This is a genomic window from Streptomyces sp. NPDC045998 (assembly GCF_056430285.1).
The window spans coordinates 270,465-292,878 of record NZ_JBWKLJ010000010.1 but is presented as its reverse complement, the minus strand read 5'-3'; the positions used below and the strand labels follow the sequence as shown (position 1 = coordinate 292,878).

Below are 22,414 nucleotides of genomic sequence, written 5' to 3'. Positions count from 1 at the left end.
CCGCTACCCACCCGCTACGCGCCCGCTGACCACCGCAACTCCCCGGTGCCCAGCGCCACCGTCGCCCGGGACCGCATCGGGCCGTCGGCGCGGCGGGAGAGGAGCGTCAGCTCGGTGACCCGGGTCGTCAGGGTGCCGAGGAGGGCAGCGCAGTGGGCCGCCAGCTCGCGCGGGGTGCGGCTGCGGCCGAGGGAGAGGTGCGGGGTGAAGCGCTCGTGGCGGCCCGTGCAGAGCGGGAAGCGGAGCTCCAGTGCGTCGTACAGCCGCGTCCACGGCCCGGCGCCTCCCGCCGCAGGGTCCAGCCAGACCGTGGCGTCGTGGCGGTGGCGGAACCAGCGCACGCCCTCCAGCCGGACCGGGAAGGGCGCCACCTCGGCGGCGGCCGCCGCCAGCAGCGGGCCCGCCCGCTCGAAGTCGGTCTCCGGTACGAAGCCGAAGAGGACGTTGACGTGCGGCGGCCAGCGGTGGAACTGGCGGTCGTGCTCGCGGCGGATGTGCTGGATCGGCGGCCACAGCTCGGGCGGCGGGAGCCAGGCCACCGCCGTCCGGGCGGTCGGCGGGACGGCCAGCACGCGCCCGGCGTCGCTCGCACCTCGCATACTCATGGACGTACCACCCAATGATCATGAAGGAAGCCGGGCGATGGTCCTCGCTCCCTACCGGCTCGTCCGGCTCGTCCGGCTGGCCCTGTGGGCCCTTTCCCCCTACCCCGCAGGCGCTGCACTTCGACATCGAGCTGACACCGCACGGGACACCTCCGCAGGCCTGAACGCCCAGGTTCACCCTTCGGCGCGCGCGTCGATGACGGGGCACGGCCCCGCGCGAGCGGAGGCTATGGGCGCCCATGATCGCTCGCGCCCTCCGGAGACCCCGTATGCGCCGCCGTCTCGCCCTGCCGCTCGCGTCCACCCTGCTCGCTCTGGCCTCCCCGGCCTACGTGCTCGCCGCACCGGCGTCCGTGTCCACCGTGCCCGCCGACAAGCCGAAGCTGCTCAACGCCTGGACCCAGCCCAGCGCCACCAGCTATGACGCCTGGTGGGCGGCGCGCCAGAACCAGGCCGCGTGGAGCGCGTACGCCTTCGACTGGTCCACGGACTACTGCTCCGGCGCGCCCGACAACCCCCTCGGCTTCCCCTTCCAGCACTCCTGCGCGCGGCACGACTTCGGGTACCGCAACTACAAGGCGGCGGGGCAGTTCGAGGCGAACAAGGCGCGGCTGGACACGGCGTTCCACGAGGACATGAAGCGTGTGTGCGCGCGGTACGCCAGCGGCGCCGTGCGCGTCTCGTGCCACACGCTGGCGTGGACGTACTACCAGGGCGTGTCGACGTTCGGTACGCCGGCCACGACGCCCGCGCCTGCCGCGCCCACTCAGTCCGGCGTCGTCAGCGGACAGCAGCAGCTTCCGGCAGCGTGATCGCGTTCTTGGCCCGGGCCATCGACTCCTCCGAGGCCGGGGCGCACGGGTTCTCGGTCGCGAGGGCCTGGTTCAACTCGACGAAGGGCCGCATGGCCGACTCGTAGCGGGCGAAGGCGGCACGGTGGTCGGCGCCCTCGGCCAGGGCATCGGCCAGGACGTACGCGCCGACCAGCGCGAGGCTCGTGCCCTGTCCGGAGAAGGGCGAGGCGCAGTAACCGGCGTCGCCGAGGAGGACCGTGCGGCCGTGCGACCAGCGGTCCATCCGGATCTGGGCCAGGGCGTCGCAGTAGAAGTCGGGCGCCTCCCGCGCGGCCTTCGCCAGCCGGTCGGACTCCCAGCGCAGGGCGGAGACGCGCTCGACCACGAGCCGCCGCAGCCACTCCGTGTCCCGGTGGTCGCCCTCCAGCGGCGAGGAGGACTGGAAGCCGAAGGCGACCCGCACCTCCTTGCCGTCGCGCACCGGCATGATGCCGAAGCCCGCGTCGCCGTCGCGCAGCCAGACCTGCCAGTCGTCCAGGCCCAGGAAGTTGTCGGCGCTGAAGACCGAGAGGTAGCTGCCGAGGTAGTGGGTGTAGTCCTCGGCGGGGCCGAAGGCGAGGCGCCGCACCGCCGAGTGGCGGCCGTCGGCGCCGACGACGAGGTCGACGTCCCGCGCCGGGCCGTGCGCGAAGCCGACCCGCACGCCGGCCTCGTGCTCCTCCAGCGACACGATGCTGTCGCCGAAGACGTACTCCACGTCTTCCTCCACGTCCTCGTGCGCCGTCTGCGCGTGCGTCTGCGCGTGGAGCAGTCGTACGAGGTCCTCGCGGAGGATCTCGATGTCGTCGCTGTCGAGCCGCCCACTGCTGAGGGCGTACTCCGTCGTGCGCTCGACCTCCGTGCCGTCGGCGTCGAGCATCGACATGCCGCGTATCCGGGTGCGCATGCCGCGCGCCTCCGCCAGCAGGCCCATCCGGTCCATGACCTCCAGCGCGACGCCCCGGATGTCGACGGCCTGGCCGCCCGCGCGCACGTCCGGCGCCCGCTCGACGACCACCGGCGCGAAGCCGCGGCGGCGCAGCAGCAGGGCGAGTGCGGCGCCTGCGATGCCGCCACCCGAGATGAGTACGGTCCTCATGTGCTTCCCCCTCCATACGGTGTACGCCGCTGAATGTACGGCGTACGCGAGCGCCTGCCAACTGGGGTTTTCTTCCACCTGTACTAGGTCAGTGAGGCCTCTAGGGGGTGTCGTCGCTGGTAGCGTCTGCCCTAGTACAGGCACCCGGGCAGTGGAAAAAAGTCGAAGGGAATCCGCGCATGGCTGAAGCGACCGAGCCGCCCCCCTACCTCCGTATCGCGGCCGACATCCGCCGCCGGATCGCCAGTGGGGAGCTCGCCCCCGGCGATCGGGTGCCGTCGACCCGCCGTATCGCCCAGGAGTGGGGCGTCGCCCTCGCCACCGCCACGAAGGCGCTCACCACCCTGCGGCTGGAGGGGCACGTGGAGGCCCGGCCCCGGGTCGGCACGGTCGTCGCGGCCGTGCGGGGCGCGGCGGACGTCTCGGTACGGCCTAAGCCGTCCGTGCCCGCGTCCGCCTCCCTGCCCGCGTCCGCCTCCCTGCCCGTGCTCGCTTCCGTGCCCGTTCCTGCGCCCGAGCGCGAGCTCACGCGGGAGCGCATCGTGCGTACCGCCATCGAGATCGCCGACGCCGAGGGGCTCGCCGCCCTCTCCATGCGCTCCATCGCCGCCCGTCTCGGCGTGGCGGCGATGTCCCCGTACCGCCACGTCGGCAGCAAGGACGACCTCGTCGCGCTGATGGCCGACACCGTCTACGGCGAGGCGCCGGCCTACCCCGCCGTACCGCCCGAGGGCTGGCGCGCCCGCCTGGAACTGGTCGCGCACACCCTGTGGCAGGTGTGCCGCAGCCACCCGTGGGTCGCCCACATCGGCCCGATCGGCAGGCCCCTCCTCCTGCCGAATCTGATGGCGCACGGCGACTGGCTGCTCGGCGCCCTCGAAGGGCACGGCCTCGACGCCGAGACCATGTTCGACATCCACCTGCTGGTCTACAGCCACGTCCAGGGCCTGGCCGTCAACCTGGAGCGCGAGGTGCAGGCGCGGGCGGCGACCGGCATGACGGACGAGGAGTGGATGGAGGGGCAGGGCGCGGCCTTCCGCGAGATCGTCGCCTCGGGTCGCTTCCCCGCTTTCTCCCGCACCCTCACCGGCTTTCGGAACGGGGGGTACGACCTCGACCTGGACGCGCTCTTCTCCTTCGGACTGCGCGCGCTGCTCGACGGCATCACCGGGCTGGTGGAGGGGTGAGGCCGCCCACGGCGTAGAGCGTGGCCCGTGGTGAAATGTCCGCGTCAGGTGCACGACGTGGGGTGGGGCGATGGGCAAGCGCGGCGACGAGTCGTCATCGGTGTCGGACGAGGAGTGGGCGGAGTTCGTCCGCAAGGCTCAGGAGGACGGTGGGCACGGCGCGCCGAAGGAGCCGTCCGCCGCCGCCCGGGCCGCGCGGAAACCGCGCGCGGCGGAGCCCGAGGGGTGGCGGACCGGCCCCGCGTGGCGGGAGATGAACGGCGGCCGCACGCGAAAGCGGAGCTGGGCGGCGACGGTCGGCGTACTGCTGGCGCTGGGCCTCGCCGTCGTCGCCGTACGGCCGGAGCTGGTCACCGACCGTCTGCCGGGCGGCTGGGGCACCGAAGGCCAGGCGGCGCCGCTGGCCGCCGAGACGGCACGGCCCACCGGGGCGCCGCCGGAGGAACTCTTCCCGGACGAGCCGACGCTCAAGGAGCCGTTCCGGGGCTCGCCCGCCGCCGCCTGGGAGGACGGCGCCGCCGGGATCCACGTACCGGAGGCCAAGGCCGTCGGCGGCATGACCAAGGAGCAGGTCGCCCACGCCCTGACCAGCACCAAGCAGCTGATCGTCGCCGCCAACCTCGACCCCGCCACGCTCCGGGGCGAGCGGCCGACGGCGGCGCTGGAGCTGCTGGACCCGCTCCAGGCCGATGGACGCCGGTTGATCGAGAAGGCGCTCACCGCGCCCAGCGCCGAGCAGAACCCGCTGTGGGCCTTCAGCCGCTTCGACCCGTCCGAGGTGCGGCCGGCGGGCGCGGTCGTCAAGACGCGCGGACGCATGACGTACGAGAAGGGCGACCGCGACGGCGAGGTGCTGGTGCACGCCGACTACACCTTCGTCTACCCGGTGGTGCGCGCGAGGCCGGGCGCCACGGAGGTCGCGCGGACGGTCGTACGCCGCGAGATGACGTTCGCCCTCTATGACCCCGCCAAGATCCGTACGACGCCCGGGAAGCTGTACGTCCTGCGCTGGCTGCAGTCCGCCGGCAACGACGACTGCGCCCGCGACGGCGACGGCTTCCTCCACCCGCAGTTCGCCTCCGAACTCCCACCCACACCCACCGAGGCGCCCGGCCCGTCGGTCGACCCCTACGACCGCAGCAAGCCGCTCGCCGACCGGTCGGAGGAGTGCGGGACCGTGACGCGGACGTGAGCACGTGGCGCGTGCGTTGCGTGCGTTCATGAGTACGCCTACTCACGCGCGCCCGCACCGCGGTTCGTAGCGTCGGGGGCATGAAGAAGAAGCGCGTGGGCCTGGGGGTTCTGGCGGCCGTGGGGGCCCTGGCCCTCCTGGCCGTCGGCGTGGACGCCGGGGCGAAGAAGGTGTCGGAGCTCTGGAACGGGCGCCCGTACCCGGCGGCCGATCCGGCGGCCGTGGCGCGGAAGCTGCAGGAGCGGTCCCAGTGGACGTACGACGGCTTCGGCCTGCCTCCGGCCACGGCCGGCGCGGTCCAGGCGGGCGGCATGAGCACCGGCGCCTGCTACTACCGCGGGCTGCGGGGGTTCGGGCACATCGACGAGGCGCGCATGGACGTCGTCGACTTCGGGCTCCGGTGGGAAGTGCCCGGCGTCCCGGAGGACACGGCCCGTCGGGCAAAGCAGCGGCTGCGGAAGCGGCTGGAGGGGGCGGGCTGGAAGCTCACCTATGACGGGAACCGCACGGTCGAGGACCTGGTCGAGCTCGGCTACCGCTACCAGCAGCCGGGCGGCGAGGACCATGTCGACGTGCGGTGGAACAACCGGACGACGACCCTGGTCGTCAGCGTCTACGCCCCCTGCGGCCAGGTCCCGCCCGGTTCCCTGGACACCGAGGCGGCGAAGGCCTCCTGGGCCCCCGCCGCCTGACGCGGTCAGCGCAGGGTCGGTACGTCGCCGCCTTCCGCGCGCCTCAACGCCACACCGGCGAGGCCCCGCAGCCGGTGCTCGGCGAAGCGGGCCAGCGCCTGCTCGTCCGGCGGGGTGGCGCCGAGGCCGATCGCGTAGCGGCCGGGGGCGAACGGGCGCGGCCACGCGTGGGCGTCAGGGGCGCCCGCAGCCTCCAGGTCGGACAGCAGGGCGCGCATCCGGCCCCGCACCCGGCCGAGTTCGGCGTCCGGGACGGTGAGGACCGCCCACGCGGCGTGGCGGCGGTGGAGGGGCGGCGGCGCCAGCAGCTCGGACCACGACCAGGCGGTGGGGGACGCCTCCAGGATCTCCCAGGCGCGGAACAGCTCCTGCGTCAGCAGATCGCGGCCGCCCGGGCTCACTTGCTCCGTGCAGGGGCGTACGGGCGCGGTCGGGGTCAGGATCGTGACCGGCGGTGGCGGGACCGGCACCGGTCCGTCACCCACCGGCTCGCGCCAGTCCCAGGCCGCCCACCGGGCGAAGAACCGCCGGAGCAGATCCTCCGGTGACAGGCCGTCGGCCTCCCGTACCGTACGGGCCGCCAGGACGCACCACGCCAGGCCCGGCAGGCCGCCGAAGGGCGCCGAATCCAGGCCGCGTGCCCGCGCCCACGCCTTCACCTCGCGGGCGAGGCGTACGAAGCCCTCCCGCCGCGCGCCCGGCTCCGGGAGCAGCGCGTCGGCGTCGCTCACCGCGCTCAGCGCGACCGCCGCCGCCTCGGACGCCGCCTCGGACGGCTGCACCGGAGCCGTGTCCACGAGCACCAGGTCCACACCCAGGTCCCCGACCCGCAGCCGCAGGCCCGGCACGCGGGCGCCGACCACCTCCCGTACGCCGTCGGCCTCGGGGAACGCCGCCGCCAGCCGGTCCCGGGTGTCCCGTACGCCGGTGAGGCCCGGCGCGGCCGCCACCAGGTCCAGGTCGGCGCCCTCCAGGGCGCAGCCCATCCGCCGCGAGCCGACGACGTACACCGCCGCCTCCGGCAGCGCGTCCGACACACGGGCCGCCACCTCGCGGGCGTGCTCGGCGCGGCGCGGGTCCTCCGGCCGTGGGGCCTCCGGACCGGGGTCCTCGGCCCAGCGCACCTCGCCCGTGCCCAGCACGACCGTCGCCCGGACCCGCATCGGCTCGTCGCCCCGCCGGGACAGCAACACCAGCTCACCGACGCGCGCGGCCAGCGGGCCGGGCAGGCGGCGCGCGCACTCGGCGGCGACGGCTTGCGGGTCGCGGGTACGGCCCAGGCTCAGGTGCGGTGTGAACCCGGACCGCTGGGCCCGGCAGCGCGGGAAGCGCCGCTCCAGTTCGCTGCGCAGCCGCGCCCACGGCTCCTCGCCCGCCGCGGCCGGGTCCAGCCACACGGTGGCGTCCTCCCGGTGCCCGAAGGTGTGCACGCCCTCCAGCCGGGCCTCGAACGGCTGGACGGCGGCCGCCGCCTCGGCGATCAGCGGCGCCGCGCGCTCGAAGTCGTACTCCGGTACGAACCCGAAGAGCAGGTTGACGTGCGGCGGCCAGCGGTCGATCTGCGGGTCGTGGTCCTCGCGCACGGCCTGGAGCGGCGGCCACAGCTCCCGTGGCGGAAGCCAGGCCACCGCCGTACGGGCCGTCGGCCGCGTGTCGAGGACGCCCGAGGCGGCGGGTCCGTCGAAACCGAGGTCGGCCTGGACGGCGTAGTGGTCGGAGACGTACAGCCCGTCCACCGTGGGAGTGTCCCCGCGCAGCACGGCCGCGTCCACCCGCAGGTCCTCGGCGCGCAGCAGCACCCGGTCCAGCCGGGAGGCGCGGCCGGTGAGCGACGAGACGGCCGCCAGGGGATTGACCCGCGGGTCGAACGTCGGCGTGCCGTCCGCCGGGCCGTGCACCTCGCTCCAGGCGTCGCGCATGCCCAGCGTGCGCGCGGGGGTCTCGCCGCCGTCGTTGAAGTCGCCCAGCAGGATCACGGGGGCCTCGGTGGACGCGAGCCCCTCGGCGATCCGGGCCAGCTCGGTGTCGCGCCGCGCGGCGCCGTCGGGGGAGTGGTCGCTGCTGAGGTGCGTCGCGGCCACGACCAGCGGACCCGTCGCCGTCTCCACGACGACGGCCGCGACCGCCTTGTGCGGCCCCAGCACGTGCAGACCGGCCTCCCGTACGGGCAGCCGGCTGAGCAGCAGCAGCCCGCACTCGGCGACGTCCGGCCCCGCCGGGTCGGTGCCCAGCGTGTACGCGTCCCTCACCCACGGCGCGTCCAGCAGCAGGCGCAGCAGCCCGGCCTCGACCTCCTGGAGCGCGATGACGTCGGCGTCCGCCTCCTCCAGGGCGGCCAGCAGCAGCGGGCGGCGCCGGGCGCTGTCGATGCGGTCGCTGTCGTACCGGTCCCACAGGGTGTTCCAGGTCAGCACGCGCAGCCCGGCCGCGGCGGGTGCGCCGCGCGGCGTCGACGCCGCTGCCCAGCCGCCGTCGTACGCGTACGGCGTCCGCGCCGTGAAGAACGGCGCCCGCAGCAGCCGCGGGTCGCGCACCCGCCCGGCGTCGGTCGCGTCGATGCGGTCCACGCCCGTGGAGCGGTCCCAGACGATCTCGCCGTCCGCCTCGAAGAACAGCACCCGGTGCCACGGGATGTCCCCGCCGGGGACGAACGCGGACAACGGCATCCGCTTCGGGCCCATGCCGGGGTCGCGCCGCCGCACGCCCACCACGAACCGGGCCGGGTCGAACCGCGGGTCCCACAGCACCCGGTGGTAGATCTCCTCGCTCGTGCGCATGCCTCACGCCTCGTCTTCCACTGTGCCGCTCGCGCCGACGTACCAGGTGCGGTGCGCCTGGCCCGGGTACGGCGGGACGAACCGGCGCAGCTGGCCGGCGAGCACCTCCGGCGGCACCGCGTGCGTCCGGTGCGCGTTGCGGCGCGCGAGCTCGGCCTCGTCGACCAGCGCCACCGCGTGCGTGACGAGCGCGTCGCGGCGGTGCGCGACCGCGTGCACCAGGGACCGCTGGTGCGGATTGAGCGACGTGGCGTCCCACACCACGGTGCCTCCGGCGGCGAGGGCCGTGTCGAGCCGGTCGAGGCCCTCGCGCAGGACGGCGCCGTTGTCCCGCTGGTCCGACCGGGCGCCGCGCGCCGCGCGCAGCTCGTCGAGCGACACGTACGCGGCGGGGTTCCCGCCCGGCAGCAGGCGGCGCCCGAAGGTGCTCTTCCCGCTGCCCGACGGCCCCACCAGGTGCACCAGCCGGGGGAAGTCCCCCGACCGCCACCGCCACGTCGCCGCGACCGCCTCCTCGGCGGTCGCGATCCGGCCCAGCGCGTACGCCTCGCGCGCCTGCGCCACGCAGCGGTCGGCCGCGTCGGGGTCGTCCACGTCACGGAACGCCTCCCGGAGCCCGTCCAGCGGCCGGGCCTCCTCCGCGTGGAGCGCGGACCACTCCACTTGCTCGCGCGCCTCGGCGGTGTCCGCGAGGGCCGCTGCCACCGCGTGCAGGACGCCCAGGTCGGCGGCGTACGACAGCCGCAGCAGCCCGGTGCGCCGCTCCTCGTCCGGGTACGGCCGGTGCAGCCCCGGGTACAGCCCGACCAGGTCGGCCACGCGGCGCGCGAGCGGCATGCCCAGCGGCGCCGCCAGCCGGGCCGCGAGCCGCGCCCTCGGATGCCGGTGCAGCAGCGCCGCGAGCACCCCGGCGAGCCGGTCGTCGCCGGACCGCCCGGGACCGAGCCCGTCGAGCCGCGCCGCCACGTCCGCCACCACGTCTGCAGCCACGTCCGCGGCCCCGTCCGCGGCTCCGGCCGAGGCGGCACCGGCATCCCCGCCTTCCGGCAGGCCGACCGCCGCCGTGAGGGCCCCGGGGTCGGGCGTCGCCCCGGACCGCACGTCCCACAACGCGGCGCGCGGGCCAAGCCCGTTCTCCACGACGGCGGCGTGCATCCAGTGCGCGTCGGTCGTCACGTGCCGGGGCCGCACCCACTTCGCCACCCGCCGCCCGAACTCCGCGTACCCGAAGCCCTCGACCGTCCGGACGACGTACCCCTCCTGGCGGCCGGTGTCGAGCCGCAGGGCGCGCAGCGCCCGCTCGTCGAAGGTGCCCCGCCACAGGACCGGCGGCGTGGGGATCCCCAGCCGCAGCAGGAACGCCACGGTCCGGTCCCAGTCCAGGCACCGCCCGTCGCCGTCCCAGACGGAGAAGCCGTAGAACCAGCTCTCCAGACCGGTGTACGCGATCGAGTGCCGCGCGTACATGTTCTCGCCGCACACCCGCCACCCCGCCGGGACGCGGGCGGCGATCCGCCCCTGGAGACCCTTGACCCAGGCCCGCGACGGATGGTGTGCCGAGTCGAGCGAGCGGGCGTGCAGGCCGTCGGCGTACAGGGTCGTGTTCTCGCCGTCGAGCTTCTCGGTGACCACGACTTCCCGGCCGGCGAACCCCTCCAGACCCCCCGCCCGCACATCGTCGGCGGTCGCGCCGGGGGACCAGGGCAGGTGGGGCGTGCGGGGATAGGACGTACGCACGGTTCCCCCATGCTCCGAATTCGATCAAGGCATCCGTACCGTAGGCGGCCTCCCGCCGCCACGCACCTGGTTATACGGCTACCGTTCGCGCTCCCACGTCTGGAGGACCGCGAGTGCGTAGGCGACGCGCGTGTCCAGGTGCCGCGGGTCGAAGCGGTAGATCCTGCCGACGCCCCGGTAGTCCAGCACCGTGCCGGCGCCGGGCGTGCGCCAGCGGGTTCGTACCGGTCTCGCGACCGTGTCGTCGTCGGCCTCGCCCACGACGAACGAGTACACCGATACGCCGAGTACGACGAGGAACCAGACGGGGGCGGTCAGCACGTAGAGGAGCCACGCGTACCAGGTGCCGGACCTGCCGGTCACGGTCCGGGGCGGGTGGGTGAACCGCGCCGACCAGCGGATGCGGCGGGGCCAGGGCAGGAACCGGCCGGCACGGCGGGTGATCCGGGCCAATGGCGTGCCGTCGGGCGTGTGGACGTCGTAGACGTCCGGGGCGGCGGGGCGTACGGAGCAGGACGGACCGCCGTCCCGTCCGTCGTCGATCCAGAAGGGCACGGGTGCCCGGCGGCTCCAGCGCCCCGTGGTACGCGGGGTGAAGACCCGGGCCAGCGGGGTGTCCTCGGGGCGACGGGCGGTCGCCAGCCGGATCGTCGAGGCCATCTCGGCGTCGGGCGGCAGGTGCGGTGGCTGCGGGTCGGCTACCGGAACCGGGTTGTTCACGGAGACCAGGAACGCGTACGGGGTGCCGGTCGTGTCGTTCACGTCGCTCACGGTGTCATCCGAAGGGGTTGGCGCTCGACAGCCGGCCGATGACGTCGCCCGCCGTATCGCGCGCCTGGTCGAGCTTCTCGTGGAACTTCTCGGACGCGTACTGCACGTCCTGCGTGGCGATCCGCACGCCTTCCTTGTAGAGGTTCTTCGCGCCGGTCACCGCCTCGTAGCCGCGTGCCGTCCAGGACCGCGGGTCGATGTACTTGCCGACGGTCTCGCCGGTGTCGTCGATGATCGGCCTGACGGAGTCGGCGAGCGCGGGTATGTGTCGCAGCGGGGTGTTCTCGATCATCTGGGGCATCACCTTCTGGAAGGCGATGTCCGTCACCCCCGCCCCGGGCCGGTACAGGTTGAAGTCACCCAACTCCTTGGCCACGGCCACCTTGAACCGGTCCGCCAGACCGTCCGCGGTGATGTGGATCGCGTGCGCCTTGCTGCCGAAGGAGTTGATGTTCCGCATCACCCACTTCTCGGCGTCGTCGCCCAGCTTCGCGGTCCCCCCGACGTGCTCGATGATGTCGTCCGCGCGCTTCCAGGCGTCGGCCGCCTTCGCGCCGAAGTCCAGCACGTTCATGGGGATCTTGACGCCGGTGCGCGCGTGCACAGAACTTCCCCGAGTGCTCCATGCGACGCCCAAAGCGCTGCGCTACTTCAGCTTGTACGAGCAGGGCTTGGCGACCGCCCCGTCGCCGTTGTCCGCCACCTTCTTGCCGTCGACCGTGATCGTGCACCCGGCCGCCTTCAGCATGCCGTCCTCGCCCTGCGAGTGGCCCGGCGTGACGATCACGAGCCGGCCGACCTGCTTCTCCGCGCCCTCCGGGGTGATGGTGGCGGTCCTCTTCCAGGGCAGCGTCACCGTCTCGGTCTTCGACTCGTCGAGGGTGTACATGATCATCGTCTGGCCCTTGCCGGTCACCTCGATGGTCACCTCGTGCGCCCCGCCGCCCTCATCCGCGGGCTTCCCCGCGGGCTTCTCCGTCGGCTGCTCCGCCGTCGGCGTCTTCCCGGCACCCGCGTCGCCCTTGCCGCCGGCGCTGCCGCCGGTCCCGTCCGCTCCGCCGCAGCCCGTCAGCAGTGCCGCCGCCAGGGCCAGCGCCACGGCCGTCGTCGTCTTGCGCACGATGTCCCCCATGATCCATCCGGTTCCGGGGCGGTGGGCCCGCCCGGGACGGCCAGTGATCATAGTGGCGGCGGCGGGCGGCGCACGGCGCGGCCGGACCGCGCGCTTCCGCGTGCCGCGGTTTGACAGGCAACCCCGGCGGGGTAATCTCTTCGGCTCGATTGGCGTCGGCCGTGCCCGGTGTGGCAGACTGTCCGGGTTGCTCGGTTGAGTGCCGATGCTGCGCGCCTCCCGCCGGGAGGACCGGAAGCGAGTCCCACAGTACTCGTCGCCTCTGATCAGGGGCGGACGTACGGGAATCTTCCGGGAAGTGTCAGCGGGGCGCCGACCAGGCACCCGGTGGCCAGACGCGTCCATACGTCGATCCCCGGTCTCGCGGTCCACGGGACCGCACCCCCTCGGTTGGGAAATCCTTCGGGATATCTGCGTAGAGGGAGTGCGACACGCCCGACCGCGTGGGTCGGAGATCAGGACAGGGCGCGGACCCACCAGGTACCAGAGCGTTACGAGAGACAGGACTACTGAGTAGCCATGGCGGGACAGAAGATCCGCATCCGGCTCAAGGCCTACGACCACGAGGTCATCGACTCTTCGGCGAAGAAGATCGTCGAGACGGTGACCCGTACCGGTGCGTCGGTCGCGGGCCCGGTGCCGCTGCCCACTGAGAAGAACGTGTACTGCGTCATCAAGTCGCCGCACAAGTACAAGGACTCGCGCGAGCACTTCGAGATGCGCACGCACAAGCGCCTCATCGACATCCTCGACCCCACGCCGAAGACGGTTGACTCGCTCATGCGCCTCGACCTGCCGGCCGGCGTCGACATCGAGATCAAGCTCTGAGGTGACGCGCGAGATGGCTAAGAACATTAAGGGCGTCCTGGGCGAGAAGCTCGGCATGACCCAGGTCTGGGACGAGAACAACCGGGTCGTCCCGGTGACCGTCGTCAAGGCCGGGCCCTGCGTCGTCACCCAGGTCCGCACGAACGACATCGACGGCTACGAGTCGGTCCAGATCGCCTTCGGCGAGATCGACCCGCGCAAGGTGAACAAGCCCCTCAAGGGTCACTTCGCCAAGGCCGACGTCACCCCGCGCCGCCACCTGGTGGAGATCCGCACCGCTGACGCCTCCGAGTACACGCTCGGCCAGGAGATCACCGCTGAGGTCTTCGAGGCGGGCGTCAAGGTCGACGTCACCGGCAAGAGCAAGGGCAAGGGCTTCGCCGGTGTCATGAAGCGCCACAACTTCCGTGGCCTGGGCGCCGGACACGGCACCCAGCGCAAGCACCGCTCGCCCGGTTCCATCGGTGGCTGCGCCACCCCGGGCCGTGTGTTCAAGGGCCTCCGCATGGCGGGCCGCATGGGCAACGAGCGGGTCACCACCCAGAACCTGACCGTCCACGCCGTTGACGCGGAGAAGGGCCTGCTCCTGATCAAGGGTGCGGTTCCTGGTCCGAACGGCGGCCTCGTCCTGGTCCGTACCGCGGCCAAGGGGGCCTGAGGTAACCGATGAGCACCATTGACATCCTTTCGCCGGCAGGCGACAAGGCCGGGACCGTCGAGCTCCCCGCGGAGATCTTCGACGCGAAGACCAGCGTTCCGCTGATCCACCAGGTCGTCGTCGCACAGCTGGCCGCTGCCCGCCAGGGCACGCACAAGACCAAGACCCGTGGCGAAGTCCGCGGCGGTGGCAAGAAGCCGTACCGCCAGAAGGGCACCGGCCGCGCCCGTCAGGGCTCGACCCGCGCCCCGCAGTTCGCCGGCGGTGGCGTCGTCCACGGCCCCGTGCCGCGTGACTACTCGCAGCGCACCCCGAAGAAGATGAAGGCCGCCGCCCTCCGCGGTGCCCTCTCGGACCGGGCGCGTCACTCCCGCATCCACGTCGTCTCCGGCGTGGTCGAGGGCGAGATCTCCACCAAGGCCGCCAAGACGCTGTTCGGCAAGATCTCGGAGCGCAAGAACCTGCTCCTGGTCGCCGAGCGCTCGGACGAGGCCGCGTGGCTGTCCGCCCGCAACCTGCCCCAGGTGCACATCCTGGAGCCGGGCCAGCTGAACACGTACGACGTGCTCGTCTCCGACGACGTGGTCTTCACCAAGGCCGCCTTCGAGTCCTTCGTGTCTGGCCCCAAGGCCGCTGACAACGAGGGGAGCGAGGCCTGATGGCCGAGATCACCAGCAAGACCTTCACGGACCCGCGCGACATTCTCGTCAAGCCGGTTGTCTCCGAGAAGAGCTACGCGCTGCTGGACGAGAACAAGTACACGTTCATCGTCGACCCGCGCGCGAACAAGACCCAGATCAAGCAGGCCGTCGAGGCGGTCTTCTCGGTCAAGGTCGCCGGGGTCAACACGATCAACCGCCAGGGCAAGCGCAAGCGCACCCGCACCGGTTTCGGCAAGCGCGCCAACACGAAGCGCGCCATCGTGACCCTTGCCGAGGGCAGCCGAATCGACATCTTCGGCCAGGCCTCCTAACGGAGTGCCCTGGTCCGAATATCGGACGAGGACTGAGAAATGGGTATCCGCAAGTACAAGCCGACGACTCCGGGCCGTCGTGGCTCCAGCGTCGCCGACTTCGTCGAGATCACGCGGTCCACGCCGGAGAAGTCGCTGGTCCGCCCCCTGCACAGCAAGGGCGGCCGTAACAACACCGGTCGTGTGACCGTCCGTCACCAGGGCGGTGGCCACAAGCGCGCCTACCGCGTGATCGACTTCCGTCGTCACGACAAGGACGGCGTGCCGGCGAAGGTCGCTCACATCGAGTACGACCCCAACCGCACCGCTCGCATCGCGCTGCTCCACTACGCGGACGGCGAGAAGCGCTACATCATCGCTCCGCGTGGCCTGAACCAGGGCGACCGGATCGAGAACGGCCCCGCGGCCGACATCAAGCCGGGCAACAACCTGGCCCTGCGCAACATCCCGGTCGGTACCACGATCCACGCGATCGAGCTCCGTCCCGGCGGTGGCGCCAAGTTCGCCCGCTCCGCCGGTGCCTCCGTGCAGCTGCTCGCGAAGGAGGGCTCGATGGCCCACCTCCGCATGCCGTCCGGTGAGATCCGTCTGGTCGACGTCCGCTGCCGCGCCACCATCGGCGAGGTCGGCAACGCCGAGCAGTCGAACATCAACTGGGGCAAGGCCGGCCGCAAGCGCTGGCTGGGCGTCCGCCCGACCGTCCGTGGTGTCGCCATGAACCCGGTCGACCACCCGCACGGTGGTGGTGAGGGCAAGACCTCCGGTGGTCGTCACCCGGTTTCCCCGTGGGGTCAGAAGGAGGGTCGTACTCGTTCTCCCAAGAAGGCGAGCAACAAGTACATCGTCCGCCGCCGCAAGACGAACAAGAAGCGCTAGGAGCGGGTTTAGATGCCGCGTAGTCTCAAGAAGGGGCCCTTCGTCGACGACCACCTGATCAAGAAGGTGGATTCTCAGAACGAAGCCGGCACCAAGAACGTCATCAAGACCTGGTCCCGTCGCTCGATGATCGTCCCGGCCATGCTCGGCCACACGATCGCGGTGCACAACGGCAAGACCCACATCCCGGTGTTCGTCACCGAGTCGATGGTCGGCCACAAGCTCGGCGAGTTCTCGCCGACGCGCACCTTCCGGGGTCACGTCAAGGAAGACCGGAAGTCGAAGCGCCGCTAACCAGCGGGGTGAAAGACCATGACGAACGTGTCAGACACTGAAGGGACAACCATGGAAGCCAGGGCCCAGGCGCGGTACATCCGCGTCACGCCCATGAAGGCCCGCCGCGTGGTGGACCTCATCCGTGGCATGGACGCCACGGAGGCTCAGGCGGTCCTGCGTTTCGCCCCGCAGGCCGCGAGCGTGCCGGTGGGCAAGGTGCTGGACAGCGCCATTGCCAACGCCGCGCACAACTACGACCACACGGACGCCTCTTCGCTGTACATCAGCGAGGCGTACGTTGACGAGGGCCCGACCCTGAAGCGGTTCCGTCCGCGTGCCCAGGGCCGTGCCTACCGGATCCGCAAGCGGACCAGCCACATCACCGTGGTCGTCAGCAGCAAGGAAGGAACCCGGTAATGGGCCAGAAGGTAAACCCGCACGGGTTCCGGCTCGGCATCACCACCGACTTCAAGTCGCGCTGGTACGCCGACAAGCTGTACAAGGACTACGTCAAGGAAGACGTCGCCATCCGTCGGATGATGACGTCCGGCATGGAGCGCGCCGGCATCTCGAAGGTGGAGATCGAGCGCACCCGTGACCGTGTCCGCGTGGACATCCACACCGCGCGTCCGGGCATCGTCATCGGCCGCCGTGGCGCCGAGGCCGACCGCATCCGCGGTGACCTCGAGAAGCTCACGGGCAAGCAGGTCCAGCTGAACATCCTCGAGGTCAAGAACCCCGAGGTCGACGCTCAGCTCGTGGCCCAGGCCGTTGCCGAGCAGCTGTCCTCCCGCGTCTCCTTCCGCCGCGCCATGCGTAAGAGCATGCAGTCGGCGATGAAGGCGGGCGCCAAGGGCATCAAGATCCAGTGTGGCGGCCGTCTCGGCGGCGCCGAGATGTCCCGCTCGGAGTTCTACCGCGAGGGCCGTGTGCCGCTGCACACGCTCCGCGCGAACGTCGAGTACGGCTTCTTCGAGGCCAAGACGACCTTCGGCCGCATCGGCGTGAAGGTCTGGATCTACAAGGGCGACGTCAAGAACATCGCCGAGGTCCGCGCCGAGAACGCCGCTGCCCGCGCCGGCAACCGCCCGGCCCGTGGTGGCGCTGACCGCCCCGCCGGCCGTGGTGGCCGCGGTGGCGAGCGTGGCGGTCGCGGTCGCAAGCCGCAGCAGAACGCCGGCGCCGAGGCCCCCAAGGCCGAGGCTGCCGCCGCTGCTCCGGCTGAGAGCACCGGAACGGAGGCCTGACCGACATGCTGATCCCCCGTAGGGTCAAGCACCGCAAGCAGCACCACCCGAAGCGCAACGGTATGTCCAAGGGTGGCACGCAGGTTGCGTTCGGCGAGTACGGCATTCAGGCCCTCACCCCGGCCTACGTGACCAACCGCCAGATCGAGGCCGCGCGTATCGCGATGACCCGCCACATCAAGCGTGGCGGCAAGGTCTGGATCAACATCTACCCGGACCGTCCGCTCACGAAGAAGCCTGCCGAGACCCGCATGGGTTCCGGTAAGGGTTCGCCGGAGTGGTGGATCGCGAACGTCAAGCCTGGTCGGGTGATGTTCGAGCTGTCCTACCCGAACGAGAAGATCGCGCGTGAGGCCCTGACTCGTGCCGCCCACAAGCTGCCGATGAAGTGCAAGATCGTCAAGCGCGAGGCAGGTGAGCTGTGATGTCGGCCGGTACCAAGGCGTCCGAGCTGCGCGAGCTGGGCAACGAGGAGCTTCTCAACAAGCTCCGCGAGGCCAAGGAAGAGCTGTTCAACCTCCGCTTCCAGGCGGCGACCGGGCAGCTCGAGAACCACGGTCGGCTCAAGTCCGTCCGTAAGGACATCGCCCGGATCTACACCCTGATGCGCGAGCGCGAGCTGGGCATCGAGACGGTGGAGAGCGCCTGATGAGCGAGAGCAACGTGACTGAGAACAAGGAAGCGCGCGGTTTCCGCAAGACCCGTGAGGGTCTGGTCGTCAGCGACAAGATGGACAAGACCGTCGTCGTCGCCGTCGAGGACCGCGTCAAGCACGCGCTGTACGGCAAGGTCATCCGCCGTACGAACAAGCTCAAGGCGCACGACGAGCAGAACGCCGCGGGCGTCGGCGACCGCGTCCTCCTCATGGAGACCCGGCCGCTGTCCGCGACGAAGCGCTGGCGCGTCGTCGAGATCCTCGAGAAGGCCAAGTAATTTTGCGGCGGACTCTCCCCTCGCCGGGAGAGTCCCCGCATGCCCCTCGCTGAGGCGTCACTGCCCCAGCATTTAGTTCCGCCAGGCTCGGCAGGGCCTTCACAGGCCCTGCCGGGAACCGGCAGACGATCAGGAGATAGACGTGATCCAGCAGGAGTCGCGACTGCGTGTCGCCGACAACACTGGTGCCAAGGAGATCCTTTGCATCCGTGTTCTCGGTGGTTCCGGTCGCCGCTACGCGGGCATCGGTGACGTCATCGTCGCCACCGTCAAGGACGCGATCCCCGGTGGCAACGTGAAGAAGGGTGACGTCGTCAAGGCGGTCATCGTTCGCACCGTCAAGGAGCGCCGCCGCCAGGACGGCTCGTACATCCGCTTCGACGAGAACGCCGCCGTCATTCTGAAGAACGACGGCGACCCTCGCGGCACCCGTATCTTCGGCCCCGTGGGCCGTGAGCTGCGCGAGAAGAAGTTCATGAAGATCATCTCGCTCGCGCCGGAGGTGCTGTAAGCATGAAGATCAAGAAGGGCGACCTGGTCCAGGTCATCACCGGTAAGGACAAGGGCAAGCAGGGCAAGGTCATCGCGGCCTTCCCCCGCGAGGACCGTGTCCTGGTCGAGGGTGTCAACCGGGTCAAGAAGCACACCAAGGCCGGTCAGACCGCTCGCGGCTCGCAGACCGGTGGGATCATCACCACCGAGGCCCCCATCCACGTGAGCAACGTTCAGCTCGTCGTGGAGAAGGACGGCAAGAAGGTCGTGACCCGCGTCGGTTACCGCTTCGACGACGAGGGCAACAAGATCCGCGTTGCCAAGCGGACGGGTGAGGACATCTGATGGCTACCACCACCACTCCGCGTCTGAAGACGAAGTACCGCGAGGAGATCGCGGGCAAGCTGCGTGAGGAGTTCTCGTACGAGAACGTCATGCAGGTCCCGGGCCTCGTCAAGATCGTGGTCAACATGGGTGTGGGCGACGCCGCCCGCGACTCCAAGCTGATCGAGGGCGCCATCCGCGACCTCACCACGATCACCGGTCAGAAGCCGGCCGTCACCAAGGCCCGCAAGTCCATCGCGCAGTTCAAGCTGCGTGAGGGCCAGCCGATCGGTGCCCACGTCACGCTCCGTGGCGACCGCATGTGGGAGTTCCTGGACCGCACCCTGTCGCTCGCGCTGCCGCGCATCCGCGACTTCCGCGGCCTGTCCCCCAAGCAGTTCGACGGCCGTGGCAACTACACCTTCGGTCTCACGGAGCAGGTCATGTTCCACGAGATCGACCAGGACAAGATCGACCGTGTCCGGGGTATGGACATCACCGTGGTGACCACGGCGACCAACGACGAAGAGGGCCGTGCGCTCCTCCGTCACCTCGGCTTCCCCTTCAAGGAGGCGTAAGCGAGATGGCGAAGAAGGCTCTCATCGCGAAGGCTGCCCGCAAGCCCAAGTTCGGCGTGCGCGCGTACACCCGCTGCCAGCGCTGCGGTCGTCCGCACTCCGTCTACCGCAAGTTCGGCCTGTGCCGCGTGTGCCTCCGTGAGATGGCTCACCGTGGCGAGCTGCCGGGCGTGACCAAGAGCTCCTGGTAATCCCTCACTTGGGATGACCGGAGTCTCTCGGTAAGCATCTGGTCGGCAGGAGCCCTTCCCCGCATGTCGTAGGCTTGTGGGGTTGGGCGCCTGCCGCCCGTACGACTTACTACGCCGTAGGTCCCCGCACCGCACCCGTCCCGCCCATGAGTGGGGAGAGGGATGGCGCACATAGGAAACCCCGGCGAGAGAGGCCGAAGGCCAATTCATGACCATGACTGATCCGATCGCAGACATGCTTACGCGTCTGCGGAACGCGAACTCGGCGTACCACGACACCGTGACGATGCCGCACAGCAAGATCAAGTCTCACATCGCGGAGATCCTCAAGCAGGAGGGCTTCATCACGGGCTGGAAGGTCGAGGACGCCGAGGTCGGCAAGAACCTCGTCCTCGAGCTCAAGTTCGGCCCGAACCGTGAGCGCTCCATCGCGGGCATCAAGCGGATCTCGAAGCCCGGTCTCCGGGTGTACGCGAAGTCCACCAACCTGCCGAAGGTCCTCGGCGGCCTGGGCGTGGCGATCATCTCCACGTCCCACGGTCTCCTGACCGGCCAGCAGGCGCAGAAGAAGGGCGTGGGTGGGGAAGTCCTCGCCTACGTCTGGTAGTCGGGAACGGAGGAAAAGCCAATGTCGCGTATCGGCAAGCTCCCCATCACGGTTCCCGCCGGTGTGGACGTCACCATCGATGGCCGCACGGTCGAGGTGAAGGGCCCCAAGGGCACCCTCACCCACACCGTCGCCGCCCCGATCGAGATCGTCAAGGGTGAGGACGGCGTTCTGAACGTCACCCGCCCGAACGATGAGCGTCAGAACAAGGCCCTCCACGGCCTGTCCCGCACGCTGGTGGCCAACATGATCACCGGTGTGACCCAGGGGTACACCAAGGCGCTCGAGATCAGCGGTGTCGGTTACCGCGTCGCCGCGAAGGGCTCCAACCTGGAGTTCCAGCTCGGTTACAGCCACCCGATCCTGGTGGAGGCCCCCGAGGGGATCTCCTTCAAGGTCGAGTCGCCGACCAAGTTCTCGGTCGAGGGCATCGACAAGCAGAAGGTCGGCGAGGTCGCCGCGAACATCCGCAAGCTGCGCAAGCCCGACCCGTACAAGGCCAAGGGCGTGAAGTACGCGGGCGAGGTCATCCGCCGCAAGGTCGGAAAGGCTGGTAAGTAAGCCATGGCATACGGTACGAAGATCGCCAAGGGCGACGCTTACAAGCGCGCTGCTAAGGCGCGTCGCCACATCCGTATCCGCAAGAACGTCTCGGGTACGCCGGAGCGTCCGCGCCTCGTCGTCACCCGGTCCAACCGCGGCATCACCGCTCAGGTCATCGACGACATCGCGGGTCACACCCTGGCGTCGGCGTCCACCCTGGACGCGTCCATCCGCGGCGGCGAAGGCGACAAGTCGGCGAAGGCGAAGCAGGTCGGCCAGCTCGTGGCCGAGCGTGCCAAGGCCGCCGGCGTCGAAGCTGTCGTGTTCGACCGTGGCGGCAACCGCTACGCCGGGCGCATCGCCGCCCTGGCGGATGCCGCCCGTGAAGCCGGCCTGAAGTTCTGAGCCGGTTCCGCACGTAGGAAGACTAGGAAGGAAAGTCCAATGGCTGGACCCCAGCGCCGCGGAAGCGGTGCCGGTGGCGGCGAGCGGCGGGACCGGAAGGGCCGTGACGGCGGCGCTGCTGCCGCCGAGAAGACCGCGTACGTTGAGCGCGTCGTCGCGATCAACCGCGTCGCCAAGGTTGTGAAGGGTGGTCGTCGCTTCAGCTTCACCGCGCTGGTCGTGGTGGGCGACGGTGACGGCACCGTGGGTGTCGGTTACGGCAAGGCCAAGGAGGTGCCGGCCGCCATCGCCAAGGGTGTGGAGGAGGCCAAGAAGCACTTCTTCAAGGTCCCCCGTATCCAGGGCACCATCCCGCACCCCATCCAGGGTGAGAAGGCGGCGGGCGTCGTCCTGCTCAAGCCGGCGTCCCCCGGTACCGGCGTTATCGCCGGTGGCCCGGTGCGTGCCGTGCTCGAGTGCGCCGGCGTTCACGACATCCTGTCGAAGTCGCTCGGCTCCGACAACGCGATCAACATCGTGCACGCGACCGTGGAGGCCCTGAAGGGCCTGCAGCGTCCCGAGGAGATCGCGGCCCGCCGTGGTCTGCCCCTCGAGGACGTCGCCCCCGCGGCTCTCCTCCGTGCGCGTGCCGGGGCGGGTGCGTAATGGCTCGCCTCAAGATCACGCAGACGAAGTCGTACATCGGCAGCAAGCAGAACCACCGCGACACCCTGCGTTCCCTTGGTCTCAAGGGCATCAACACGCAGGTCGTCAAGGAGGACCGCCCCGAGTTCCGCGGCATGGTGCACACCGTCCGCCACCTCGTGACGGTCGAGGAGGTCGACTGACATGGCGGAGCAGAACCCGCTGAAGGTCCACAACCTCCGTCCCGCCCCGGGCGCCAAGACCGCCAAGACCCGTGTGGGTCGTGGTGAGGCGTCGAAGGGTAAGACGGCCGGTCGTGGTACGAAGGGCACGAAGGCCCGCTACCAGGTTCCGGAGAGCTTCGAGGGTGGCCAGATGCCGCTCCACATGCGTCTCCCGAAGCTGAAGGGCTTCAAGAACCCCTTCAAGACCGAGTACCAGGTCGTGAACCTGGACAAGCTGGCCGCGCTCTACCCCGAGGGTGGCGAGGTCACCGTGGCCGACCTGGTCGCCAAGGGTGCCGTGCGCAAGAACCAGCTCGTCAAGGTCCTGGGCCAGGGCGACATCTCCGTGGCGCTGCAGGTGACGGTCGACGCCGTCTCCGGCTCCGCCAAGGAGAAGATCACCGCCGCCGGCGGTACCGTCACCGAGCTCGTCTGAGACGACTCGATGGCTTGAACATCCGACCGGGGATGCCTCTCAAAAGGGGCATCCCCGGTTGGTCGTTCCTAGGGGGGCATGTCCGCCGGTAAGGTGGCGTGCACTGTGTTGCCGTAATGACTTGGGGCATGCGCCCCGGGCCGCGCGGACGGACCCCAGGGTCCGCCCCCGCGG

The 22,414-nt window shown here is 70.8% G+C and carries 32 protein-coding genes; 25 read left to right on the top strand and 7 right to left on the bottom strand.

What is annotated here, in order from left to right:
* Nucleotides 1-14: 14 nt before the first annotated feature.
* Nucleotides 15-605, bottom strand: coding sequence for a 2'-5' RNA ligase family protein (locus AC07FJ_RS28105; protein ID WP_479052070.1), 591 nt, complete (start codon nt 603-605; stop codon nt 15-17).
* A 269-nt stretch (nt 606-874) separates the two neighbouring features.
* On the opposite strand from AC07FJ_RS28105, the gene AC07FJ_RS28100 reads away from it, so the two are divergent.
* Nucleotides 875-1,417, top strand: coding sequence for a phospholipase (locus AC07FJ_RS28100; protein WP_479052069.1), 543 nt, complete (start codon nt 875-877; stop codon nt 1,415-1,417).
* On the opposite strand, the gene AC07FJ_RS28095 is transcribed toward AC07FJ_RS28100, so the two are convergent.
* The gene (locus AC07FJ_RS28095) at nt 1,386-2,537 is read right to left on the bottom strand and encodes an FAD-dependent monooxygenase (protein ID WP_479052068.1); all 1,152 of its coding nucleotides are present in this window, start codon (nt 2,535-2,537) and stop codon (nt 1,386-1,388) included. The two genes, AC07FJ_RS28100 and AC07FJ_RS28095, sit on opposite strands and share 32 nt — an antisense overlap.
* Before the next feature lie 179 nt (nt 2,538-2,716).
* On the opposite strand from AC07FJ_RS28095, the gene AC07FJ_RS28090 reads away from it, so the two are divergent.
* The 3 genes from AC07FJ_RS28090 (at nt 2,717) to AC07FJ_RS28080 (ending at nt 5,608) form a co-directional block, all read left to right on the top strand.
* Nucleotides 2,717-3,724: a TetR/AcrR family transcriptional regulator C-terminal domain-containing protein gene (locus tag AC07FJ_RS28090; RefSeq protein ID WP_479052067.1), complete on the top strand. Its 1,008-nt coding sequence runs from the start codon at nt 2,717-2,719 to the stop codon at nt 3,722-3,724.
* 70 nt (nt 3,725-3,794) lie between these two features.
* Nucleotides 3,795-4,916 (top strand): hypothetical protein, encoded by a 1,122-nt coding sequence (locus AC07FJ_RS28085; RefSeq protein WP_479052066.1) that lies wholly within the window; start codon nt 3,795-3,797, stop codon nt 4,914-4,916.
* Nucleotides 4,917-4,996: 80 nt separating this feature from the next.
* A complete protein-coding gene (locus AC07FJ_RS28080; RefSeq protein WP_479052065.1) occupies nt 4,997-5,608 on the top strand; it encodes a hypothetical protein in 612 nt (203 codons plus the stop codon).
* A 5-nt stretch (nt 5,609-5,613) separates the two neighbouring features.
* Here AC07FJ_RS28080 and AC07FJ_RS28075 read toward each other — a convergent pair whose 3' ends face one another.
* From AC07FJ_RS28075 to AC07FJ_RS28055, 5 genes are all read right to left on the bottom strand, one after another.
* Nucleotides 5,614-8,385, bottom strand: coding sequence for a poly(A) polymerase (locus AC07FJ_RS28075; protein ID WP_479052064.1), 2,772 nt, complete (start codon nt 8,383-8,385; stop codon nt 5,614-5,616).
* A gap of 3 nt (nt 8,386-8,388) precedes the next feature.
* A complete protein-coding gene (locus tag AC07FJ_RS28070) occupies nt 8,389-10,122 on the bottom strand; it encodes an RNA ligase family protein (protein ID WP_479052063.1) in 1,734 nt (577 codons plus the stop codon).
* A gap of 78 nt (nt 10,123-10,200) precedes the next feature.
* Nucleotides 10,201-10,884 (bottom strand): hypothetical protein, encoded by a 684-nt coding sequence (locus AC07FJ_RS28065; protein ID WP_479052062.1) that lies wholly within the window; start codon nt 10,882-10,884, stop codon nt 10,201-10,203.
* A 13-nt stretch (nt 10,885-10,897) separates the two neighbouring features.
* On the bottom strand, nt 10,898-11,497 hold the full coding sequence (locus AC07FJ_RS28060; protein ID WP_479052061.1) for a hypothetical protein: 600 nt from the start codon (nt 11,495-11,497) through the stop codon (nt 10,898-10,900).
* Between the two features lie 42 nt (nt 11,498-11,539).
* Nucleotides 11,540-12,025 (bottom strand): hypothetical protein, encoded by a 486-nt coding sequence (locus tag AC07FJ_RS28055; RefSeq protein ID WP_479052060.1) that lies wholly within the window; start codon nt 12,023-12,025, stop codon nt 11,540-11,542.
* Between the two features lie 519 nt (nt 12,026-12,544).
* Between AC07FJ_RS28055 and rpsJ the strand changes: the two genes are divergently transcribed.
* The 21 genes from rpsJ to rplO all read left to right on the top strand — a co-directional run bounded on the left by rpsJ (nt 12,545) and on the right by rplO (nt 22,240).
* Nucleotides 12,545-12,853, top strand: a complete 309-nt coding sequence (gene rpsJ / locus AC07FJ_RS28050; protein WP_003948644.1) for a 30S ribosomal protein S10 — start codon at nt 12,545-12,547, stop codon at nt 12,851-12,853.
* 13 nt (nt 12,854-12,866) lie between these two features.
* Complete coding sequence (gene rplC / locus AC07FJ_RS28045; RefSeq protein WP_361421414.1) at nt 12,867-13,511, top strand: 50S ribosomal protein L3; 645 nt, start codon at nt 12,867-12,869, stop codon at nt 13,509-13,511.
* A gap of 8 nt (nt 13,512-13,519) precedes the next feature.
* Entirely contained in the window at nt 13,520-14,170 is a 651-nt protein-coding gene (gene rplD, locus AC07FJ_RS28040; protein ID WP_355353904.1) for a 50S ribosomal protein L4, read from the top strand.
* Complete coding sequence (gene rplW / locus AC07FJ_RS28035; protein ID WP_361421410.1) at nt 14,170-14,484, top strand: 50S ribosomal protein L23; 315 nt, start codon at nt 14,170-14,172, stop codon at nt 14,482-14,484. The genes rplD and rplW overlap by 1 nt, the downstream gene beginning before the upstream one ends.
* A 39-nt stretch (nt 14,485-14,523) precedes the next feature.
* Nucleotides 14,524-15,360: a 50S ribosomal protein L2 gene (gene rplB, locus AC07FJ_RS28030; protein WP_355353910.1), complete on the top strand. Its 837-nt coding sequence runs from the start codon at nt 14,524-14,526 to the stop codon at nt 15,358-15,360.
* 12 nt (nt 15,361-15,372) lie between these two features.
* Nucleotides 15,373-15,654 carry a 30S ribosomal protein S19 gene (gene rpsS / locus AC07FJ_RS28025; protein ID WP_041665437.1) on the top strand — a complete coding sequence of 94 codons (282 nt, stop codon included), beginning with the start codon at nt 15,373-15,375 and terminating at the stop codon, nt 15,652-15,654.
* Between the two features lie 51 nt (nt 15,655-15,705).
* Nucleotides 15,706-16,053, top strand: coding sequence for a 50S ribosomal protein L22 (gene rplV, locus AC07FJ_RS28020; protein ID WP_030685471.1), 348 nt, complete (start codon nt 15,706-15,708; stop codon nt 16,051-16,053).
* A complete protein-coding gene (rpsC, locus tag AC07FJ_RS28015; protein WP_355353915.1) occupies nt 16,053-16,883 on the top strand; it encodes a 30S ribosomal protein S3 in 831 nt (276 codons plus the stop codon). Before rplV ends, rpsC begins: the two co-directional genes overlap by 1 nt.
* Nucleotides 16,884-16,888: 5 nt before the next feature.
* Nucleotides 16,889-17,308, top strand: coding sequence for a 50S ribosomal protein L16 (gene rplP, locus AC07FJ_RS28010; protein ID WP_030494257.1), 420 nt, complete (start codon nt 16,889-16,891; stop codon nt 17,306-17,308).
* A complete protein-coding gene (rpmC, locus tag AC07FJ_RS28005; protein WP_015035581.1) occupies nt 17,308-17,532 on the top strand; it encodes a 50S ribosomal protein L29 in 225 nt (74 codons plus the stop codon). The genes rplP and rpmC overlap by 1 nt, the downstream gene beginning before the upstream one ends.
* On the top strand, nt 17,532-17,816 hold the full coding sequence (rpsQ, locus tag AC07FJ_RS28000) for a 30S ribosomal protein S17 (protein ID WP_039656223.1): 285 nt from the start codon (nt 17,532-17,534) through the stop codon (nt 17,814-17,816). The genes rpmC and rpsQ overlap by 1 nt, the downstream gene beginning before the upstream one ends.
* 142 nt (nt 17,817-17,958) lie before the next feature.
* Nucleotides 17,959-18,327 (top strand): 50S ribosomal protein L14, encoded by a 369-nt coding sequence (rplN, locus tag AC07FJ_RS27995; RefSeq protein WP_003956455.1) that lies wholly within the window; start codon nt 17,959-17,961, stop codon nt 18,325-18,327.
* A 2-nt stretch (nt 18,328-18,329) separates the two neighbouring features.
* Nucleotides 18,330-18,653, top strand: coding sequence for a 50S ribosomal protein L24 (rplX, locus tag AC07FJ_RS27990; protein ID WP_031076675.1), 324 nt, complete (start codon nt 18,330-18,332; stop codon nt 18,651-18,653).
* A complete protein-coding gene (rplE, locus tag AC07FJ_RS27985; protein ID WP_004984522.1) occupies nt 18,653-19,210 on the top strand; it encodes a 50S ribosomal protein L5 in 558 nt (185 codons plus the stop codon). Before rplX ends, rplE begins: the two co-directional genes overlap by 1 nt.
* A gap of 5 nt (nt 19,211-19,215) precedes the next feature.
* Nucleotides 19,216-19,401, top strand: coding sequence for a type Z 30S ribosomal protein S14 (locus AC07FJ_RS27980; RefSeq protein ID WP_003956452.1), 186 nt, complete (start codon nt 19,216-19,218; stop codon nt 19,399-19,401).
* A gap of 208 nt (nt 19,402-19,609) precedes the next feature.
* Entirely contained in the window at nt 19,610-20,008 is a 399-nt protein-coding gene (gene rpsH / locus AC07FJ_RS27975) for a 30S ribosomal protein S8 (RefSeq protein WP_010473942.1), read from the top strand.
* Between the two features lie 21 nt (nt 20,009-20,029).
* Nucleotides 20,030-20,569: a 50S ribosomal protein L6 gene (gene rplF, locus AC07FJ_RS27970; protein WP_010473939.1), complete on the top strand. Its 540-nt coding sequence runs from the start codon at nt 20,030-20,032 to the stop codon at nt 20,567-20,569.
* Between the two features lie 3 nt (nt 20,570-20,572).
* Nucleotides 20,573-20,956, top strand: a complete 384-nt coding sequence (rplR, locus tag AC07FJ_RS27965; protein WP_355353926.1) for a 50S ribosomal protein L18 — start codon at nt 20,573-20,575, stop codon at nt 20,954-20,956.
* Between the two features lie 39 nt (nt 20,957-20,995).
* Nucleotides 20,996-21,601 carry a 30S ribosomal protein S5 gene (rpsE, locus tag AC07FJ_RS27960; protein WP_030201551.1) on the top strand — a complete coding sequence of 202 codons (606 nt, stop codon included), beginning with the start codon at nt 20,996-20,998 and terminating at the stop codon, nt 21,599-21,601.
* On the top strand, nt 21,601-21,783 hold the full coding sequence (gene rpmD / locus AC07FJ_RS27955; RefSeq protein ID WP_010473936.1) for a 50S ribosomal protein L30: 183 nt from the start codon (nt 21,601-21,603) through the stop codon (nt 21,781-21,783). Before rpsE ends, rpmD begins: the two co-directional genes overlap by 1 nt.
* 1 nt (nt 21,784) lies before the next feature.
* Nucleotides 21,785-22,240 (top strand): 50S ribosomal protein L15, encoded by a 456-nt coding sequence (gene rplO / locus AC07FJ_RS27950; protein ID WP_355353932.1) that lies wholly within the window; start codon nt 21,785-21,787, stop codon nt 22,238-22,240.
* Nucleotides 22,241-22,414: the final 174 nt, after the last annotated feature.

What these genes read in the sequence shown, in the direction of transcription:
- AC07FJ_RS28105 (WP_479052070.1), bottom strand. Translation starts at nt 605, where the DNA reads ATGAGTATGCGAGGTGCGAGCGACGCCGGGCGCGTGCTGGCCGTCCCG.
- AC07FJ_RS28100 (WP_479052069.1), top strand. Translation starts at nt 875, where the DNA reads ATGCGCCGCCGTCTCGCCCTGCCGCTCGCGTCCACCCTGCTCGCTCTG.
- AC07FJ_RS28095 (WP_479052068.1), bottom strand. Translation starts at nt 2,537, where the DNA reads ATGAGGACCGTACTCATCTCGGGTGGCGGCATCGCAGGCGCCGCACTC.
- AC07FJ_RS28090 (WP_479052067.1), top strand. Translation starts at nt 2,717, where the DNA reads ATGGCTGAAGCGACCGAGCCGCCCCCCTACCTCCGTATCGCGGCCGAC.
- AC07FJ_RS28085 (WP_479052066.1), top strand. Translation starts at nt 3,795, where the DNA reads ATGGGCAAGCGCGGCGACGAGTCGTCATCGGTGTCGGACGAGGAGTGG.
- AC07FJ_RS28080 (WP_479052065.1), top strand. Translation starts at nt 4,997, where the DNA reads ATGAAGAAGAAGCGCGTGGGCCTGGGGGTTCTGGCGGCCGTGGGGGCC.
- AC07FJ_RS28075 (WP_479052064.1), bottom strand. Translation starts at nt 8,385, where the DNA reads ATGCGCACGAGCGAGGAGATCTACCACCGGGTGCTGTGGGACCCGCGG.
- AC07FJ_RS28055 (WP_479052060.1), bottom strand. Translation starts at nt 12,025, where the DNA reads ATGGGGGACATCGTGCGCAAGACGACGACGGCCGTGGCGCTGGCCCTG.
- rpsJ (WP_003948644.1), top strand. Translation starts at nt 12,545, where the DNA reads ATGGCGGGACAGAAGATCCGCATCCGGCTCAAGGCCTACGACCACGAG.
- rplC (WP_361421414.1), top strand. Translation starts at nt 12,867, where the DNA reads ATGGCTAAGAACATTAAGGGCGTCCTGGGCGAGAAGCTCGGCATGACC.
- rplD (WP_355353904.1), top strand. Translation starts at nt 13,520, where the DNA reads ATGAGCACCATTGACATCCTTTCGCCGGCAGGCGACAAGGCCGGGACC.
- rplW (WP_361421410.1), top strand. Translation starts at nt 14,170, where the DNA reads ATGGCCGAGATCACCAGCAAGACCTTCACGGACCCGCGCGACATTCTC.
- rplB (WP_355353910.1), top strand. Translation starts at nt 14,524, where the DNA reads ATGGGTATCCGCAAGTACAAGCCGACGACTCCGGGCCGTCGTGGCTCC.
- rpsS (WP_041665437.1), top strand. Translation starts at nt 15,373, where the DNA reads ATGCCGCGTAGTCTCAAGAAGGGGCCCTTCGTCGACGACCACCTGATC.
- rplV (WP_030685471.1), top strand. Translation starts at nt 15,706, where the DNA reads ATGGAAGCCAGGGCCCAGGCGCGGTACATCCGCGTCACGCCCATGAAG.
- rpsC (WP_355353915.1), top strand. Translation starts at nt 16,053, where the DNA reads ATGGGCCAGAAGGTAAACCCGCACGGGTTCCGGCTCGGCATCACCACC.
- rplP (WP_030494257.1), top strand. Translation starts at nt 16,889, where the DNA reads ATGCTGATCCCCCGTAGGGTCAAGCACCGCAAGCAGCACCACCCGAAG.
- rpmC (WP_015035581.1), top strand. Translation starts at nt 17,308, where the DNA reads ATGTCGGCCGGTACCAAGGCGTCCGAGCTGCGCGAGCTGGGCAACGAG.
- rpsQ (WP_039656223.1), top strand. Translation starts at nt 17,532, where the DNA reads ATGAGCGAGAGCAACGTGACTGAGAACAAGGAAGCGCGCGGTTTCCGC.
- rplX (WP_031076675.1), top strand. Translation starts at nt 18,330, where the DNA reads ATGAAGATCAAGAAGGGCGACCTGGTCCAGGTCATCACCGGTAAGGAC.
- rplE (WP_004984522.1), top strand. Translation starts at nt 18,653, where the DNA reads ATGGCTACCACCACCACTCCGCGTCTGAAGACGAAGTACCGCGAGGAG.
- AC07FJ_RS27980 (WP_003956452.1), top strand. Translation starts at nt 19,216, where the DNA reads ATGGCGAAGAAGGCTCTCATCGCGAAGGCTGCCCGCAAGCCCAAGTTC.
- rpsH (WP_010473942.1), top strand. Translation starts at nt 19,610, where the DNA reads ATGACCATGACTGATCCGATCGCAGACATGCTTACGCGTCTGCGGAAC.
- rplF (WP_010473939.1), top strand. Translation starts at nt 20,030, where the DNA reads ATGTCGCGTATCGGCAAGCTCCCCATCACGGTTCCCGCCGGTGTGGAC.
- rplR (WP_355353926.1), top strand. Translation starts at nt 20,573, where the DNA reads ATGGCATACGGTACGAAGATCGCCAAGGGCGACGCTTACAAGCGCGCT.
- rpsE (WP_030201551.1), top strand. Translation starts at nt 20,996, where the DNA reads ATGGCTGGACCCCAGCGCCGCGGAAGCGGTGCCGGTGGCGGCGAGCGG.
- rpmD (WP_010473936.1), top strand. Translation starts at nt 21,601, where the DNA reads ATGGCTCGCCTCAAGATCACGCAGACGAAGTCGTACATCGGCAGCAAG.
- rplO (WP_355353932.1), top strand. Translation starts at nt 21,785, where the DNA reads ATGGCGGAGCAGAACCCGCTGAAGGTCCACAACCTCCGTCCCGCCCCG.